The 16,838-nt window shown below is 61.5% G+C and carries 21 protein-coding genes and 1 tRNA gene; 7 read left to right on the top strand and 15 right to left on the bottom strand.

From position 1 onward, the window contains the following. Window positions 1-52: 52 nt before the first annotated feature. From ZBI01S_RS07770 to murI, 4 genes are all read right to left on the bottom strand, one after another. A tRNA-Leu gene (locus ZBI01S_RS07770) sits at window positions 53-134 on the bottom strand. A gap of 76 nt (window positions 135-210) precedes the next feature. After that, window positions 211-804 carry an RdgB/HAM1 family non-canonical purine NTP pyrophosphatase gene (rdgB, locus tag ZBI01S_RS07765; RefSeq protein ID WP_066058775.1) on the bottom strand — a complete coding sequence of 198 codons (594 nt, stop codon included), beginning with the start codon at window positions 802-804 and terminating at the stop codon, window positions 211-213. Next, on the bottom strand, window positions 804-1,532 hold the full coding sequence (gene rph / locus ZBI01S_RS07760) for a ribonuclease PH (protein ID WP_066058824.1): 729 nt from the start codon (window positions 1,530-1,532) through the stop codon (window positions 804-806). The genes rdgB and rph overlap by 1 nt, the downstream gene beginning before the upstream one ends. A gap of 61 nt (window positions 1,533-1,593) precedes the next feature. After that, window positions 1,594-2,481, bottom strand: coding sequence for a glutamate racemase (gene murI, locus ZBI01S_RS07755; RefSeq protein ID WP_066058772.1), 888 nt, complete (start codon window positions 2,479-2,481; stop codon window positions 1,594-1,596). Window positions 2,482-2,736: 255 nt separating this feature from the next. Between murI and ZBI01S_RS07750 the strand changes: the two genes are divergently transcribed. Further along, window positions 2,737-4,017: a nicotinate phosphoribosyltransferase gene (locus tag ZBI01S_RS07750; protein WP_066058821.1), complete on the top strand. Its 1,281-nt coding sequence runs from the start codon at window positions 2,737-2,739 to the stop codon at window positions 4,015-4,017. A gap of 139 nt (window positions 4,018-4,156) precedes the next feature. On the opposite strand, the gene ZBI01S_RS07745 is transcribed toward ZBI01S_RS07750, so the two are convergent. From ZBI01S_RS07745 to ZBI01S_RS07730, 4 genes are all read right to left on the bottom strand, one after another. Then, window positions 4,157-4,441: a DUF3039 domain-containing protein gene (locus ZBI01S_RS07745; RefSeq protein ID WP_066058769.1), complete on the bottom strand. Its 285-nt coding sequence runs from the start codon at window positions 4,439-4,441 to the stop codon at window positions 4,157-4,159. Window positions 4,442-4,509: 68 nt separating this feature from the next. Beyond that, window positions 4,510-6,063 (bottom strand): hypothetical protein, encoded by a 1,554-nt coding sequence (locus ZBI01S_RS07740; RefSeq protein WP_159421459.1) that lies wholly within the window; start codon window positions 6,061-6,063, stop codon window positions 4,510-4,512. Then, window positions 6,039-6,920: an ABC transporter ATP-binding protein gene (locus ZBI01S_RS07735; RefSeq protein ID WP_245610579.1), complete on the bottom strand. Its 882-nt coding sequence runs from the start codon at window positions 6,918-6,920 to the stop codon at window positions 6,039-6,041. The genes ZBI01S_RS07740 and ZBI01S_RS07735 overlap by 25 nt, the downstream gene beginning before the upstream one ends. Before the next feature lie 71 nt (window positions 6,921-6,991). After that, window positions 6,992-7,801, bottom strand: coding sequence for a carbon-nitrogen hydrolase family protein (locus ZBI01S_RS07730; RefSeq protein WP_066058815.1), 810 nt, complete (start codon window positions 7,799-7,801; stop codon window positions 6,992-6,994). Between the two features lie 169 nt (window positions 7,802-7,970). Here ZBI01S_RS07730 and ZBI01S_RS09870 point away from each other — a divergent pair, with 169 nt between their 5' ends. Continuing rightward, the gene (locus tag ZBI01S_RS09870) at window positions 7,971-8,372 is read left to right on the top strand and encodes a hypothetical protein (protein ID WP_066058762.1); all 402 of its coding nucleotides are present in this window, start codon (window positions 7,971-7,973) and stop codon (window positions 8,370-8,372) included. A gap of 111 nt (window positions 8,373-8,483) precedes the next feature. Here ZBI01S_RS09870 and ZBI01S_RS07720 read toward each other — a convergent pair whose 3' ends face one another. The 3 genes from ZBI01S_RS07720 to ZBI01S_RS07710 all read right to left on the bottom strand — a co-directional run bounded on the left by ZBI01S_RS07720 (window position 8,484) and on the right by ZBI01S_RS07710 (window position 11,335). Then, window positions 8,484-9,275: an ABC transporter ATP-binding protein gene (locus tag ZBI01S_RS07720; RefSeq protein ID WP_066058759.1), complete on the bottom strand. Its 792-nt coding sequence runs from the start codon at window positions 9,273-9,275 to the stop codon at window positions 8,484-8,486. Next, complete coding sequence (locus ZBI01S_RS07715) at window positions 9,275-10,261, bottom strand: ABC transporter permease (RefSeq protein ID WP_066058756.1); 987 nt, start codon at window positions 10,259-10,261, stop codon at window positions 9,275-9,277. Before ZBI01S_RS07715 ends, ZBI01S_RS07720 begins: the two co-directional genes overlap by 1 nt. A 111-nt stretch (window positions 10,262-10,372) precedes the next feature. Next, window positions 10,373-11,335: an ABC transporter substrate-binding protein gene (locus tag ZBI01S_RS07710; protein WP_245610578.1), complete on the bottom strand. Its 963-nt coding sequence runs from the start codon at window positions 11,333-11,335 to the stop codon at window positions 10,373-10,375. 155 nt (window positions 11,336-11,490) lie between these two features. On the opposite strand from ZBI01S_RS07710, the gene ZBI01S_RS07705 reads away from it, so the two are divergent. From ZBI01S_RS07705 to ZBI01S_RS07690, 4 genes are all read left to right on the top strand, one after another. Further along, on the top strand, window positions 11,491-11,967 hold the full coding sequence (locus ZBI01S_RS07705) for an Lrp/AsnC family transcriptional regulator (protein ID WP_083524620.1): 477 nt from the start codon (window positions 11,491-11,493) through the stop codon (window positions 11,965-11,967). Between the two features lie 14 nt (window positions 11,968-11,981). After that, window positions 11,982-12,884 (top strand): alpha/beta fold hydrolase, encoded by a 903-nt coding sequence (locus ZBI01S_RS07700; protein WP_066058745.1) that lies wholly within the window; start codon window positions 11,982-11,984, stop codon window positions 12,882-12,884. A 41-nt stretch (window positions 12,885-12,925) separates the two neighbouring features. Further along, window positions 12,926-13,801 carry a hypothetical protein gene (locus tag ZBI01S_RS07695; protein WP_159421458.1) on the top strand — a complete coding sequence of 292 codons (876 nt, stop codon included), beginning with the start codon at window positions 12,926-12,928 and terminating at the stop codon, window positions 13,799-13,801. 114 nt (window positions 13,802-13,915) lie between these two features. Further along, window positions 13,916-14,458 (top strand): MarR family winged helix-turn-helix transcriptional regulator, encoded by a 543-nt coding sequence (locus ZBI01S_RS07690; protein ID WP_083524619.1) that lies wholly within the window; start codon window positions 13,916-13,918, stop codon window positions 14,456-14,458. 134 nt (window positions 14,459-14,592) lie between these two features. Here the strand turns inward: ZBI01S_RS07690 and ZBI01S_RS07685 are convergent, their stop codons facing one another. From ZBI01S_RS07685 to ZBI01S_RS07670, 4 genes are all read right to left on the bottom strand, one after another. After that, a complete protein-coding gene (locus ZBI01S_RS07685) occupies window positions 14,593-14,787 on the bottom strand; it encodes a CsbD family protein (RefSeq protein WP_066058739.1) in 195 nt (64 codons plus the stop codon). 178 nt (window positions 14,788-14,965) lie between these two features. Further along, complete coding sequence (locus tag ZBI01S_RS07680; protein ID WP_066058736.1) at window positions 14,966-15,169, bottom strand: hypothetical protein; 204 nt, start codon at window positions 15,167-15,169, stop codon at window positions 14,966-14,968. Window positions 15,170-15,293: 124 nt separating this feature from the next. Continuing rightward, complete coding sequence (locus ZBI01S_RS07675; RefSeq protein ID WP_066058733.1) at window positions 15,294-15,686, bottom strand: DnaJ family domain-containing protein; 393 nt, start codon at window positions 15,684-15,686, stop codon at window positions 15,294-15,296. Between the two features lie 9 nt (window positions 15,687-15,695). After that, on the bottom strand, window positions 15,696-16,574 hold the full coding sequence (locus ZBI01S_RS07670) for an ArgP/LysG family DNA-binding transcriptional regulator (RefSeq protein WP_066058731.1): 879 nt from the start codon (window positions 16,572-16,574) through the stop codon (window positions 15,696-15,698). 70 nt (window positions 16,575-16,644) lie between these two features. Here ZBI01S_RS07670 and ZBI01S_RS07665 point away from each other — a divergent pair. Then, a partial coding sequence (locus tag ZBI01S_RS07665) for a LysE family transporter (protein WP_245610577.1) occupies window positions 16,645-16,838 on the top strand: 194 nt, incomplete at its 3' end.

Raw genomic sequence — 16,838 nt, 5'->3', positions numbered from 1 at the left:
AAACCCCGCACTCACCAGTAAATTACTGGCAAGTACGGGGTTTTCATCTGCGTGCGGAAGGAGGGACTTGAACCCTCACGCTCGAAAGCACAGGAACCTAAATCCTGCGTGTCTGCCAATTTCACCACTCCCGCAGATCACCCCATCATATGGGATGCGCGGGCGAACGAAAACCCGCGGCGAGCGCCGCGCTAGTCGGCGAGCACCGCGCTAGTCAGCAAGCAGTTCGCGAATGTGCGGGATTAACGCGGTGAACGCACGCCGACGGTGACTCAGCGCATCCTTTTCTTCGGGTGCCATTTCGGCAGACGAAACTGCCGAACCTTCGGGCAAGAAGATCGGGTCGTAGCCGAAGCCGCCCTCGCCGCGAATTTCGCGCAGGATGCTGCCCGGCCAGGTTCCGCGCACCGCAACTTCACGACCGTCGGGCAGCGCGATCGCTGCCGCAGCCACGAACGCCGCACCACGCGATTCGTCGGCCACGTCGTTCAGCTGCCACAGCAGCAGGTCAACGTTGTCGCGGTCGTTACGGTTCGGTCCCGACCAGCGCGCCGAAAACATACCGGGCATACCGCCGAGCACATCGACGCAAATGCCTGAGTCGTCGGCAAGGGCCGGCAGACCCGTCTGTGCGGCAGCCGCGCGCGCCTTAATGAGCGCGTTGGCTTCAAAGGTGAGACCGTTTTCGACCGGTGCTTCACCCTCGTAACTCACGAGTTCGAGTTTGGGCAGGTCGGGCTGCAGGATGCGCTGCAGTTCTTGCAGCTTGTGCGCGTTCTTGGACGCGAGAACGACGCGCTGCATTAGTTAGCCAATACTTCGGCCTGCATGCGTGCGAGGTCGGCGTTGCCCTTGGTAGCAAGCTGCAGCAGCACCATGAGTTCTTCGGTCGAGAAGGGTTCGCCTTCGGCGGTTCCCTGCACCTCGACGAACTTGCCCGATCCGGTCATGACAACGTTCATGTCGGTGTCGGCGCGTACGTCTTCTTCGTAGGGCAGGTCGAGCATCGGCGTACCGTCAACGACGCCGACTGAGATCGCCGAGATGGTGTCGGTAATGACCTCGGCCTTGCGCGAGATGTGCTTGTTGGTGCGGGCCCAGTCAACCGCGTCAACAAGGGCGACAAATGCGCCAGTAATGGCAGCGGTGCGGGTGCCGCCGTCGGCTTGCAGCACATCGCAGTCGAGCACGATGGTGTTCTCACCCAGTGCTTCCATGTCGACGGCAGCGCGCAGCGAGCGACCGATCAGGCGCGAGATTTCGTGCGTGCGACCACCCAGCTTGCCCTTTACCGATTCGCGCTGCGAACGCTCATTCGTAGCGCGAGGCAGCATTGCGTATTCGGCAGTGAGCCAGCCCTTGCCCTGGCCGGTCAGCCAGCGTGGGACGCCCGGGGTAAACGATGCGGTGCACAGAACCTTCGTGCGACCGAACGAAATCAGTGCCGATCCTTCGGCCTGTTCGCTCCAGCCACGTTCGATCGTTACCTTGCGCAATTCGTCTACGGCTCGGCCGTCTGCACGCTTGTTCATGAGTGTTGCTCCCGCGTTGTGTGAAAGTTGGTGGTCTTGCGTAAATACGTGGGTCATACCGCTATTCCGCTGTGTTGGGTGCGGTCGCGGTATCGGTTGTGTCTGCCGGTTTGTTGTGCATGGTGAGCGAGTCTGGCAGTTCGATAACACCAGTACGGTACCGCTCCACGCTGGTTACTTCACCACCGAGGATGCGGTGGGCAAGCTCCAGGAACGCTCCTTCGGCACTGCTGCCAGTCGCGTGGTAGTGGTACTGCGCCGGTTCGTTGCTGGTGTTCAGCAGGTTACGTTCCGCGAGCACCCGATATACGTCCTTCGCGGTTTCAACATCGCTCGATACGAGTGCAACTTCGGGGCCCATGACGTAACTAATAACCCCCTGCAGCAGCGGATAGTGCGTGCATCCCAGTACGAGTGTGTCGACACCGGCCGACTTCAACGGTGCCAGGTACTCGTTGGCGACGGCGACGAGCTCATCGCTGGTGGTGTCGCCGCGTTCGACGAAGTCGACAAACTGTGGGCAGGCCTGTGCAGTTACTTGAATGTCCACGCCCGCAGCGAACGCATCCTCATAGGCTCGGGATGCGACCGTCGCGACCGTGCCAATGACGCCAATGTGCCCGCTGCGGGTGGCGCGCACTGCCGTGCGCACCGCCGGTGCGATCACTTCGATCACGGGCACGTCGTAGCGCTCACGGGCATCGGCGAGCACCGCGGCGGTTGCCGAGTTGCAGGCGATCACGAGCATCTTGACGCCCTGGGCAACGAGTTCGTCCATGATCTCGAGCGAGAACTTGCGAATCTCCGCAATGGGCCGCGGGCCGTACGGCGTGTGGGCGGTATCACCGATGTACAGGATGGATTCGTGCGGCAATTGGGCGCGAATCTCGCGGGCCACGGTCAGCCCACCCATGCCGGAATCGAAAATGCCAATCGGTGCGGTACTCATTTGTTGGCAAATACTACGCCCATTCACTTACCTCACGCGTCCCGCGATGCGAAGGCATCGATCCCCGCGCTCGCAAGGTGTCCCCGCCTGTGCTCGGCAGCATTGCACGGGTTCGCGAAGTACCCTGGCGATATGACTGATCCTCGCAGCGCCATTGATGTTCCTGCTTCTGCTCGCCCTACTGATTCGCCACGATCGACGCGTCCTGCAGCGCCCGCATCCACGGCGTTGCTCACAGATCACTACGAGTTGACGATGTTGGATGCAGCGCTACGGGATGGCACTGCCAATCGAGAGTGCGTCTTCGAGCTCTTTGCCCGCAAGCTGCCGAATGACCGCCGTTACGGTGTCGTGGCTGGGCAGGGCCGGGCGATGGAAGCGCTTAAGCACTTCCGATTTGGCGATGACGAACTCGAGTTCTTGGCACAGCAGCGCATCGTGTCCGACGAAACGTTGCAGTGGCTGGCTGACTTCTCGTTCTCGGGATCGATCCGCGGCTACCGCGAAGGCGAAGCCTACTTTCCGCAGTCACCGCTGCTTGAAGTCCACGGTACTTTTGCCGAGGGTGTGATCCTCGAGACGTTGCTGCTGAGCATCCTCAACTACGACTCGGCCGTAGCGTCGGCCGCCGCGCGTATGGTCAGCGCCGCCGACGGTCGTCCACTGGCCGAGATGGGTTCGCGCCGCACGGGTGAACGTAGCGCAGTCGCAGCCGCCCGCGCCGCCTACATCGCAGGATTCTCGGCCACGTCAAACCTCGAAGCGGGCCGCAGCTGGGGCGTGCCGACAATGGGCACCGCCGCGCATTCGTGGACGCTGCTCCACGACAGCGAGGCCGACGCCTTCCGCTCGCAGATCGCCGCACTCGGTGCCGACACCACGCTGCTCGTCGACACGTACAACGTCACCGAAGCGATCCGCACCGCTGTGGAGATCGCAGGTCCGAGCCTCGGTGGTATTCGTCTGGACTCGGGCGACCTGCCCGTGGTGGTTCGCGAAGTGCGCGAGCTGCTCGACGACCTTGGTGCCACCGAAACGGCGATTACCGTGACCAATGACCTCGACGAATACGCAATTGCTGCTCTCGCCGCATCCCCGGTCAATAGCTTTGGTGTCGGTACGAGCGTCGTCACCGGCTCCGGTGCGGTTGCCTCGGGCATGGTGTACAAGCTGGTTTCGCGCCGAGCCGAAGATGGCTCGTGGGTGCCTGTGGCCAAGGCGTCACCGGGTAAGGCCTCGGTTGGTGGGGCCAAGGTGCCGGTGCGTCGCCGCGAGGACGGCATCGCCTCGGCCGAGCTCATTGCGCTCGGCACCGAGCCAATCGGTGACCACGACGACCGCCCGCTCTACGTCGACTACGTGACGGATGGCGAGATCAACCCGGCCTGGCTCGGCACCGAGGGGGTTGCATCCGCCCGCGAACACTGCGCCATGGCGCTGGCTGAGCTCCCCCGCACCGCCCGTCGGCTGGGCGCCGGTGACCCCGCGCTTACGACGTACTTCGTCCACGACGACGGTTCACTCAACCGCGCTTAGGCGGTCGCGAGACTTCCACCAAAACCGTTCGAGCTTGGTTCCCAGCAATTGGGTTCCAAGCTCAAACTGTTTACCGGCAGGTTGTTGGTCGGCAATCCAGGATGTTGGGCGTGCGGATGCGGTCCCAACGTCGCGAACGCTAGTCGCGCATCATTTCGTAGATTTTCTTGCAATCTGGGCAGACCGGGAAACGATCGGGATTCGAGTTCGGCAACCACTTCTTGCCGCACAGCGCGCGGACCGGCTTACCGGTGACGGCCGCCTCAAGAATCTTTTCTTTGCGAACGTAGTGCGCGAACTTATCGTGATCGCCGTCTTCGACCTGCTCGTCTTCAAGCAGCTGTTCGAGTTCGCGGTCAAGAACGTCTGTGCCGCCGGCAGGGCTGCCGGAATCTGGGGCACCAAAACTTGCAAATCCAGCCATGCGTACGAGTCTACGCGGATGCGTGCCGCAGGTTGGCTTGATTTGGTCGCGTCCAGATGGTTGGTGGCCTAGTAGCTCTGCGCGAATGTCAGCAGTGCCGTTCGACGTGACTCAAACACGCGCCCGCCAATGAGGATGCCCGCGGTAACAAGCACGACGGCGGTACCAACACCAATGCCGGCTGCCATGAGTGCCTGCGACCAGTCGTTCAGCGTCACCGCTTGCCACGCAAAATAGATCGTTGGCAGGCAGAGCGCGACTTCGACCAGCAGTGCCATCGGCTGCGCAAACGCTGCGCCGCCCCATGACCGGACCGGTTGACTGAACGGCGAGTCGCCGGGACGGGCCACCGGATACGGGGCGAGCGTCGACATGATCGACGACCCACCAACGGTGGCACCCAAGAGCGCAATCGATGCCGCGAGGACCGCGACCTGTGCCAGCGTGTTGCCGATCGCCGCACCTACCAAATCGGCGCCGAGTGCGCACAGGACGGTGCCGGTGACCAGCGTTGGGATCGCACGCCCGGCACGATCGGCGCGGCCAGAAAGCCCACCGGTGACGTGCACCCACAGGGCGGTGAAGTCGTAGGCGGTGTCGTTGTGCAGTGCCCACCCGAAGCACATGGCAAAGAGCGGCACCACCAGCAGGCGAAGGACCTCAACAGGCGCGCCACCGACCCAAACGGGCAGCAAAAGCAGCGGTGGCATCACGATGACGGTGCCGAGCAGCACCTGGTAGCGCGGATCACGAAGCCAAGAAATCCAGGTACGCAGCGCAATATTGCGCGTTGCCGAACCGACCGCGAGCTGAAAACTCCCGAGACGGGTGGTGCCGCCATATTGGCGCTGGTAGAGCGCCGATCGCCCCGCACGAGCGCCGAGAATCAGGTCGGTGGCCCACAGCATGATCAGCACGGCGCCGTTGAGCCCCAGAATGATCAGTGGCGCGCCACCGAAGCCGGCAAGAAAAATGTTGACGATCGGAATCCAGGTCGCAACCTGATAGATCCCGGCACCCGCATCCGCGACCGCATCCTGCCACGGGAACATCCACAGGCCACCGATGACCGTGGTGACGGCCAAGAGCAGCAAGTAGATGAGCGTCGCGCGACCTTCGCGGGCGAGGTGCTGTTCGCTGAACCGGCGTCCCAGCCGAGTTCCGAGCCGCCAGCACATAACCCACTGCAGCCAGCCAAGGGCTGCCGTCGCGATCGAAATCCAGTGGTGTCCAGAAACCGCAGCAAGGCCCGCAAAGCTTAGGTACGGGATGGCCGCCAGGAGCGCTGGCAGCGTGAAGTGCGACGCCCCGAGCGTGTTTGAACTCAACCCGTGGGCGCGACCCGAGATGACGGCCAGGGTGCGATTGTCGAGCGCGTCGGCCGGGTGTCCAGCAAAGCCGAGGAAGGCAGCGCCGAGAACCAGCAGGGACGCGAGAATCATCAGCCAAAGTGGCTGAAACACGAGGGGAATGACGCTCAGCGCAATGACCGCGAGCGTACCGAAGGCGGCCAGCACGAGGCTGCCACCAGCAAGGCTCCCGGCAGCCGATCGCACCTGTGAATCGCGCTCCATGCCGCGCGAGAGCTGTTGCCAGCTCAGCCGAACGAGATGTTGAGCCAATCCAGCCCCTCCGATACTGCCGGTCCACGTACGAGGTCACGAAATCGTTCTTCAAGCGAGACATCGCCGCGAACTTCGTCAACGGTGCCTTCCGCCAGCAACTCGCCCTTCATGATGACGGCGACGTGATCACACACGCGCTGCACGAGGTCCATCGAGTGGCTCGAGAGCAGTACGGTGCCGCCACGGCTGACGAAGTCGTTGAGCACTTCGATCAGCGTGCCGGCCGAGACCGGGTCGATCGACTCAAACGGCTCGTCCAAGACCAGCAGGTCTGGAGCGTGGATGAGGGCGGATGCGAGTGCCAGTTTCTTACGCAGGCCCGAGGAGTAGTCGACCACGAGTCGGTTCGCTTCGCTGCGCAGGTCAAAGGCGTCGAGGAGCTGTTCGCTGCGCGCAATGATTGCTTCCTTGTCAACGCGACGAACCGCGCCAACGTACGACAGGTACTGCGCACCCGTGAGCTGTTCGAACATACGCACGCGGTCGGGCAAAATACCGATCCGGTCTTGCGCCTTCGATCGGTTACGCCAAACATCCAGGCCAAACAGTTCAACACTGCCGTGACTTGGTGGCAGCAGACCAGAAATCATGGAGAGCGCGGTCGTCTTACCGGCACCGTTCGGGCCAACAATTGCCGAGAACGAACCCTGCGGCACGGTGTAGCTGAGCTTGTCGACTGCCGTCACTCGGCCGAATCGCTTGGTCAGGTCGGCGACAAATAGCGCTTCGCCGCCAAGGTCGCGTTCCGCCGCCGCGGTCTGTCGCGCCATGGGCGTCATCGTCGCCAGCCCCTCGGCAGTCTTCTTGCCGAGGCCGACATCACGAGCGGAGGTCTTCGCGGGTTCTTCAGTCACGTGCGATCCGATTCTGGTGAGTTTCAATCATTGGGTCTGTTCGCAGCACATCGCGGCACCGATTACCGCGGCTAGTGAATGCGGTACTGACGAAGGCGCAGGGCCGGGTTCTGTTCGCGAGCAGCATCCAGATCCGTCTTCGATAGCCAGGCTACCGTGTCGCCGCGCTCGGCTCCGAGCGACGCGAGGATGACTCCGCGTGGGTCAAGGATCGTACTGTGCCCGACACCAACTGGCGCCGGGTGATCAGCCGCCACGACATAGGACGTGTTTTCGATAGCCCGCGCCGCAAGCAACGTCTGCCAATGTGCCTCTTTTAGCGGACCAGCCACCCACTCGGCCGGAATCGCAAGCACGTTGGCACCCGCATCCACGAGCCGCCGGCTCACTTCTGGGAAGCGCAAGTCGTAGCAAGTCTGCACACCGATACGGAACGGGCCCAGATCAAAGACCGCAGGCGCCTGATCTGGCGCGCCCGGCAACACCCATTGTGTTTCGGATGCACCAAATGCGTCGTAGAGATGCACTTTTCGGTAGCTCGCCACGAGCTCGCCCTGCTCCGATAGGGCGATGCACACGTTGTACGGTCGGCGCTCAGCCGGGTCGTCTGCACGCACCAGGATGCCGGCGACGATGGCGATTTCAAATTCGGATGCGATCGCGGCAAGTTCGCGTACAAACGCACCGTCGAGCGTCTGTGCACTCTCCCCCATCCAGTCGCCAAGTTCCGCCGTAAATCCCGACGCGTATTCGGGACCAACAAGCAACTTCGCGCCGCGCGCTGCTGCCGTTGCCGCCGCATCCCGGAAGCGCTGAAGGTTGGTGTTCGCATCCATCGTTGGCGCGAACTGGGTGACGGCGACAGCAAGCATGGAACTCATGCCCTCAAGGGTACGGATGTCCAGCACAAAGAACCCAGAAGTTCCCCGGCGTGGAAAACCCTCCGAATCCGGCGTTCCTGGGCGGTTCGTTGCTTGTTGCGTTTCCTTTTACCGACTAGCGTCAAGAGTGCGCGATACGCCGGGTGTCGCACCGCTGGAAGGGAAATCCATGCCGAAGTACGCAGTACTCGTTCGTTATGAAGTTATTTCGGGGCTCATCATTGAGGCCGACAGCGAAGACGACGCCAATGCGATTGCTCGCGACTTCGAGGCAACGGTGCACGAAGAGACCGAGGGCACGGATGCGGTAACCATCACGGAACGCATCTGGGGCGGCGGCACCATCAGCGTTGAGGCAGCCGAAGACGATGACGACGCCGAAGACCTCATCGACGAGTGGATCGACCAGATCGAAACCGACGAAGAACTCGGCGACTACGACGAAGACGACGACTACGAGTTCGACGCCGATGAGGACGACGACGATCTTGACGAAGACGAAGAAGACCTCGAATTCGACGAAGACGACGAAGAAGACGAAGAAGACGACGTACAGCGAACCGTACGCTGACGGAGTTTGTTCCGAGCGCTGCGTGTGACTCGCAGGGCGCTTGACTCGCAGGCACAACGCAAGAACGGGCAGTTCACCGCATGGGAACTGCCCGTTCTTGTCTCTGTAGTCCTAAGCGAGCATCGCGCGGTCGTCGATCACCGCATCCTTGACCGAAGCGAAACGTGCCAACAGATCGTCGACGGTGGTCTGCGCCTTCTCATCACCCGAAACCTCATAAATGATGCGCCCCTCGTGCATCATGATGAGTCGGTTTCCAAGCGAAATCGCCTGCTCCATGTTGTGCGTCACCATCAGCGTGGTCAGCTTCTCCGCATCGACAATGCGTTCGGTGAGGGCCGTCACATGCGCCGCTCGAGCCGGGTCGAGCGCCGCTGTGTGCTCATCCAGCAACAGAATCGACGGATGCGTGAATCCCGCCATCAAGAGCGATAGCGCCTGGCGCTGGCCGCCCGAGAGCAACCCAACCCGTGCGGTAAGTCGGTCTTCCAGGCCGAGTTCGAGCGTTGCGAGTTCCTCACGGAAGCGACGACGTCGGGTAGCGGTAACGCCGATGCCGAGCCCGCGTCGTTTCCCCCGCTGCAGAGCAAGCGCGAGGTTCTGTTCGATCGTAAGCTCCGGTGCGGTACCGGCCATCGGGTCTTGGAAGACGCGACCGACCAGGCCGGCGCGACGGTATTCGGGCATCCGCTTGACCGACTTGCCATCGATCAGAATGTCACCGGTGTCGACCGGGAATCGGCCTGCGATGCTGTTGAGCAGCGTCGACTTGCCGGCACCGTTCGAGCCGATGACGGTGACAAAGTCGCCCTCGTCAAGGTGGAGCGAGCAGTCGACAATCGCACGCTTCTCGTTGATGGTGTTGGCAAAGAACGTCTTAGAAATGTGCTGCACATCAAGCATTACTTCGTTCCCTTCGATACCGCTGGAGTTGCCGGCGAGGATTCGGTTTCAGCGCCAGGATCAACACCGATCACCTGCGCCTTGCGACGTCGGCCAAACAGCGACGTCAATCCGAGTCGTCGAGCGACTCCCGTTTGCGGAATGAGGATCGCCACCACAACAATCACGGCGTTCATCAAGCGCACGTCGGAGTTCTCGAGACCAAGCTGAAGCGCCCACAGCACAATGAGGCGATACAACACCGCGCCGACCACGACACCGAGCGTTGCCAGCCAGACGCGACGGTTACCGAAGAAGGCCTGGCCGAGGATTACCGATGCCAATCCGACCAAGATGACGCCAACACCCAGCGAAATATCCGTGGCGTCCACGTATTGCGCAACAAGCGAACCGCCGAGCGCGACGAGGCCATTCGACAGTGCGAGCCCCAGAATCTTCTGGTTGTCGGTGTTGACACCAAACGAACGAATCATCTGCTCGCTGTTACCGGTAGCCTGCAGCGCGAGACCGCGGTCGGTCGCGAGAAACCAGTCGATGATGAGTTTGATCAACAGCACGCCGGCAAACAGGATGAGAACACCCGTCCAAGTGCCCTTGAGCTTGGCGTCCATCATGATGTCAAGCAGCGTCTCGTGGCTTCGAAGGCTCACGTTCGCCGCAGATTGCGACCCGTTGGCTAGACCCAAAATGCGCAAGTTCACCGACCACAGCGCGATCATCATCAAGATACCGGCGAGCAGTCCGTCGATATTGAGCTTGGTGTGCAGCAGGCCGGTAATCGCGCCGGCAACCATACCTGCGGCAAATGCCGCGCACATGGCCAACGCGGGGTTGTATCCCTTCGTCAGCAACAAGGTCGCGACGGCTGCGCCGGTCACAAACGAACCGTCAACGGTGAGGTCAGGGAAGTTCAATACACGAAAGGTGAGGTACACACCGAGGGCTACGACCGCGTACAGCAACCCGATTTCGAATGCGCCAATCAACGCTGGCTCCTTACATTGTGGCGGCGAGCAGGATCACCGCATCCGCCTTGATTGAGAGGTTGGCGGGTGGGATGCATCTGGTTGCGGCATCCCACCCGGAGAGTTTGCGAGTTACTCGATTACTTCGACGGCTTCGTCAAGCAGTTCCTTCGGCAGTTCGATGCCGATGTTGGACGCTGCCTTCTTGTTGAGGGTCAGGTCGAAGGTCGACTGTGATTCGACCGGCATCGAAGCGGGGTCCGCGTTTTCCTTGAGGATACGGATCGCCATTTCGCCGGTCTGCTCGCCGAGCTTGTTGTAGTTAAGGCCGACGGTGCCTGTAGCGCCACCGGTAACCGAGTCAGTGTCGCCCGAGACAACCGGAATCTTCTTCTGGTCGGAGTAGTTGAGTACCGCATCCAGCCCCGAGATCACGGTGTTGTCAGTAGGCAGGTAGAGCGCGTCAACGTCGCCCAGCGAGTCGAGCGCCGTTGGAATTTCACCGACGTTGGTGACCGTTGCGGTTTCGAGTTTGAGACCAGCCTTCTTTGCTGCCTCGGTTGCGAGGTCAACCTGTACCTTCGAGTTCACTTCACCCGACGAGTAGACAACACCAACTGACTTCACATCGGGCTTAATCTGCTTGATCAGCTCGATCTGGTCGGCAACCGGGTTGAGGTCTGTGGTTCCCGTGATGTTCATGCCGGGAGCTTCGAGCGATTCAACGAGGTCGGCTTCAACCGGGTCAGTAACCGCGGTGAACAGCACCGGCACGTCAGTGATCGCCGATGCGGCCGACTGCGCTGCCGGGGTGGCTACGGCCAGCACCAGGTCGATGTCGGCGTCGCTCGCAAAGCTCGAGGCGATCGTGGCTGCCGTTGCCTGCTCGCCATTAGCATTTTGTACATCGAACTCGGCCTCGATACCGGCCGTCTCGAAGGCTGTTTGGAAGCCTTCGGTAGCCGCATCCAGCGCCGGGTGCTGGACGAGTTGGATGATGCCAATCTTGAACTCAGCATCACTGGCGCCACCAGTGTCGGCGCATCCGCTAAGCATCAGCGACGTTGCTGCAAGTGCTGTGGCGGCGAGCTTCATGTGTGTTCGCATTTTTTGGACTCCAATTGACTAAACTGTTCCATTGCACACGCCTTGCGTCGGGCAAAATTCACAGTTTTATGAACAAATTCGTTGAATCAGCTTACAACTTGCAAAGGTGCATGTGTTGCTGACAGCAAAAGGAGAGTTGAATTTTGGATCGCCTTGACTACCGAATCGTCGAACATTTCACGGCGAACCCGGGCACGAGCGTGCTCGCCGCATCCCGCGAACTGAACGTTGCGCGCCCCACTGTTCAGGCGCGTTTGAACCGGTTGCGTGACACCGGCATCCTCGTTGAGATCCTGCCCAAGCTTGCCCCAGAACCGATGGGCTACCCCGTGCAGGCTATGGTCATGGCGCAGATTGACCAGTCAGCCTGGCACGGCGAGCTACATGACAATTTGTTAGAAATTCCCGAGGTCGTGGACTGTTCGACCATGGCCGGTGACTGGGACCTCTTGATCCGCGTCGTTGCGAAGTCCAATACCGACCTGCAGCGCGTTATCGACAAAATCGGCACACTTGATCCCATTGAGCGCACCACCACGTCGATTGTGCTGCGCGAACTCATGCGCGACCGCATGCTGCCACTGATGGATGTGGCGACCTCCGAGTCGACTTCGAAGTAGCCACACGCAAGGACATGGCCGAACCTGTGCGTGCGGAGATTCCGCACAACTCTCCGCAGTACCAACCGCTGCGCACCGGCACCTTTCGAGTGTCGGCAGGTAGGTGGCTGCAGTGGGCTGAGTTCGGTCGGGAAGACGGCATTCCGGTGGTGTCGTTTCACGGCGCTCCGGGGTCGCGAGGCGAAGCGGCCATGTATGGCCCGGCCGCGCATCACTTGGGCGCAAATGTGCTGGCGGTTTCGCGCCCGGGGTTCGGCAAGTCAACCCCGCAGCGCCGCCGCCAGATCGGCGACTTCATCGATGACGTCCTCGAGATTCTGGATGCGCGTGGCATCGATAAGTTCGGGGTGTCGGGATACTCCGCTGGCGGCCCGTACGCCCTCGCAGCGGCCGCACGCGTTCCGGATCGTGTCGTCGCTGTCAACCTCATCGCCCCCGTGGCGCCGCCCGCGATGACCGGCCGCTTACCGGGCCAGAATGTGCCATTCATGCTCGGTCGAGTGCTCGATTCGCAATTTGCAAAGCACCTGCCCAAAGCACACCGCCGACTGCACCGGTTCAGTGATGCCGCTACCCGCGAGCTCGGGTTGCCGGACGTGAGCGGTGCGGCATTCTTGGAGTCCGTGCGGGCAGCGTTTACGCACGGCCCGCGCACCGTCATAACCGATTGGCGGCTCACATTCGGCGCCTGGGACTTCGACACGAGTGAGTTGACGAACTGCACAATCGTGATTTGGCAGGGCAAACGCGACCTCTCCGTGCCCTGGCGCGGCACCGCACGCCTCGCGCTGCAATTGCCGGGTGCCCGCCTCAACCTCGACGCCAAGGCAAACCACTTTTCCATCTTTACCTGTCACGCAGATGAGTCCATCGCGACCTTGGTGAATGCGTACCGCATCCAGGAACGCGCACAGTAGACCCCGGCTCCAGCCCAGGTGACTCCCCTACGCTCGATGACATGCACAACCAGGCACACGAGCCACACAGCCCTACGGTGACCGCACTCGACGCGGGGTTTGAACCGGCCGCATCCGAACCGACTCAGGCCACGGATGGCGGCGATGACTGGCTCATTCGCCAGCTCGACCGCGTCTTGCGCGCGCAGCGCCCTGCTGCCACGGCAATGGCGCGGCGGATGCGGAACCAGAATCCCAGCGCAACTCCCGAACAACTCGTGGTCGCGGCCGAACGCTGGTACCGACGAGCAGCCATGGGCACGGGTGCTGGTGTGGGTGCAGCCGCAGTTATTCCTGGTGTCGGCACAGTCACCGGTGTTGCCCTTGCCGGTGCAGAAATCGTTGGTTTCTTGGAGCTCACCGCCCTCTATGCCTTGACTGTGGCAGAACTCTCAGGTGTAGCCGCCGATGACCCGACTCGTGCGCGAACCTTGGTGATGGCAATCATGCTCGGCGAACGCGGCCGGGCGCTCGTGTTGGAGTTTGCGCGAAACCGCACCCCGGGTGCGCTCATGAAGTCGCCGTTCTGGGGCGAGCTGGTGACGCAGGCGATGCCGACGATGTTCGTGGGCGAGCTCGGTCAGCGCGTGCGTGGCGCCTTCCTTCGCCGCTTTGCCAACAAGCAGATGACCGGGGCGCTCGGCAAGGTCATTCCGTTTGGCATTGGCGCGGCCGTTGGCGCGTTCGGCAACCGCACGCTCGCCAATGAAGTCATTCACACAGCCCGCGGCGCGTTTGGCCCCGCACCCACACAGTTTCGGGGCGCGCTGAGCGATGCCGCACTCGCCGAGCACGACCGCGACCGCAGTGCCGCGGCCCTCGAACGGCGGCGACCGCTGCGTGCCCTGTTGCCCGGAAAACGCGACACAACACGCTAGCCATACCATGCCGGCCACGCCCGCGCCGGATATGTTGCGGACTGATATCAACCGGTTGCCTGGAATCCGGCCAAGTGCCGGTTCTACGCTCTCATCAGGATTTATGATGAACGTATGAGTACAGACCAGGTGAGGTGGCTCTCGCGCGAAGAACAGGCCGCCTGGCTCCGAATGATGGCCGTGATGGAGTTGCTCCCGAGCACATTGGACTCGCATCTGCGGCGGGCAAACCAGGTAACGCTGACGGAGTATTACGTCCTCGCGATGCTTTCGCACAGCCCGGGCAAGCGGTTGCAAACCAAACAGCTCGCGGTTCGCACGAACACCACGCTGTCACGTCTTTCGCGAGTGCTCAACCGGCTCGAGGGCTCAAACCTGGTCGAACGCGTACAGAACGCCGACGATGCCCGAGCCACGGACATCCTGCTCACCGAAACCGGTATGAACCTGCTGCGCGAAGCGGCGCCCGAGCACGTGTCGCTGGTGCGTAAGTTTGTGTTTGATCCACAGGATGCGGACGGAATTGACGACATTCGTCGCGTTACCGAAGCCATGCTGAACGTCCTCGACCCGGATAAGCACATGCATCGCGACCCGATCCACTCACTGACGGCTTCGGAATCTGCCGCGGAAGCGTCCGTGAACACCGCCCACTAACCGGCCGTTGGTTGCCGGAAGGAAGACACTGCCCACCCGACCACGGCATCCAGAAACGCAACGACGCCCACCAACACGGTGAGCGTCGTTGTTCGTATTGCGCAGCGCAGTTCTTGAGCGCTTTGCGCAACTACTTACTTGTCGTCCTTCTGCAGTGCGTCGTTGATACCGTCGCGGATGTTGTCAACGCCCTGCTTGACGTCGGCCGAGACCTGATCGAGCTGACCTTCGCGTTTGAGGTCGTCGTTGCCGCTCGCTTCGCCGGCCTTTTCCTTGCCCTTACCGAAGAACTCTTCGGCGTTGTGCTTCATGTCGTCCATGAGACCCATCGGTTTGCCTCCTTGTGTTGGCCTGTGATCCGTGTTGGATCTGGAACCGTTTCGGAACGTCTCGGTTGATTGAGACATCTCCACACAAACAAACGAGCCTGGGAACAATACCCAGGCTCGTCACCTTGTGCATCAGTTCTGCGTAGGCGATCCGCCCGCGCAAACACCGAAATGGTGGCTACTTGGCCGCAGTCTCGCCGGATGCGTCGCCTGCTGCGTCGTCGTCCTGACCAGTGAGGCGGTCCTTGACGTTTTCGAAAATTTCGCCCGGGTTGCTTCCGAGCTCACCCGACTTGGCGTCTTCGATAAGGTCGCCAGCCTGATTCTTGAGATTCTCGATGAACTCGCCGGCGTTGTTCTTTGCGTCATCCATAAACGACATGGGTGCTCCTGTATGTAAGTGATGGCCGCCAGTGCGGCCTACGCAAGCGTGGCATAACCACATGCGAATATCCTGCGGGTTTCTTCGATCACCAATTTCAGTCGGATGCGCGCTGGTCGCGACGCTACTGCAGCATAATTCGCCACCGTTCGATCATGGTCTCGATGTCGATGATCGGAGCAACAATCGGGATGGGCAGGTCGAGTGCGGGATGCAGCCGGTCACGTTTAACCCGCCGGTTGTAGTCCTCCAGCCGCGCCCGCACCTCGGCCTCGTCTACACAATCGGCCAAACTTTCCGGATACGACTGCGCTTCTTTGCGCAGGCCGAGCACGGTTGGCGCAGTGGCGAGTGGTTCGAGTTCCTCACGCTCGATGAATTGCGCCAGCCAGGATTCTTGATCACGCGGACCGAGATCCGACAGCGGTTTTCCGGCACCGACAAGGTTGTCGAACTTGCCGGCGTTCACCGCTTCACGGATCCGTTCCTCGGCCATGCGCTCCGCAAAATCGCTCATGTTCCGAGTTTACGAATCAATCGGTTCGAGCCGCTCTCCGGCTACGCGCAGTACCGTCTCGGTCAATCGTTGCAACTGCCGCGACGGTACCGTTGCCGATTGCCAGTAGAGCGGCACGAGCACGTCTTCCAGGCCCGGCACGCGCACCAACTCGCACTGAACTGCCGGCGTGAGTTGTTCATCCACGACCATGCCCCACCCGAGCCCTGCTCGTAGCGCGTGCAGGTAGCCGTCAAATGACGGCACGTAGTGCACCGGACCGTGGTCAGTTATGCCGCTGGCGCGCATTGCCGCGGCCGGAAGGTCGTCTTTGTCGTTGAATCGCACGAGTGGCAGGCGCTGTATCGAGGACTGCCCTTGCGTCGGCAGCCGTTGCAAGAGTGCTTCCGCAACGACAGGTACGTACCGAGTAACGCCGAGCGGCGTCACCGAGTATCCCTGCACCGAGGTTGGCTCAGCGGTTACCGCGGCGATGACGCGTCCGTGTTGCAAGAGCGCCGCGGTGTGATCCTGGTCTTCTACATGCAGGTCCAGGGTGGTTTCTGGCCAGTTCGCAGCGTCTTCGAGGACTCCCCCGAACCAGGTACCGAGCGCATCCGCATTCACCGCAACGGACGTGACCGTGCGACCGTGCGCATCCTTGCCGAGTGCCTGCCAGGCCTCGGCTTCGAGCACCGCAACCTGGCGAGCAAGCCGCACCACCGCTTTGCCGCGATCCGTCGGGTGGCAGGGAGCCGTTCGAGTCACTATCGGATGTCCGACAGTGCGTTCCAGCGCACGGACGCGCTGGCTGATGGCCGATGGTGTTACGTTCAGCACGAACGCGGCGCCTTCGAACGAGCCCTCGTCGACGATGGCAGCGATGGCGCGGAGCTGATCGAGGTTCATGAAGCAATTCTAATGGTTCCTTCATTTCCATTATTTGTGTTCATCTGGGCAGCTTCATACGCTGACCAGCATGATTCAGACGTTGTTGACCGGGCTCATTACCGGATGGGGATTCATCGCCGCCATTGGCGCCCAGAACGCGTACATCCTGCGCCAGGGCGCACGCCGCAGCCACCTGGGCAAGATTCTGCTGATCTGCATGATCAGCGACGTCATCCTGATCTTCGCCGGCACCGCAGGTATCGGTGCGTTAATCGAGCACGC

The sequence above is a fragment of the [Zimmermannella] bifida NBRC 103089 genome (assembly GCF_001570925.1).
In the GTDB taxonomy this organism is placed as follows: Bacteria; Actinomycetota; Actinomycetes; order Actinomycetales; family Microbacteriaceae; genus Gulosibacter; species Gulosibacter bifidus.
The sequence above is the reverse complement of the archived record's forward strand: the minus strand, read 5'-3'. Positions and strand labels throughout refer to the sequence as shown.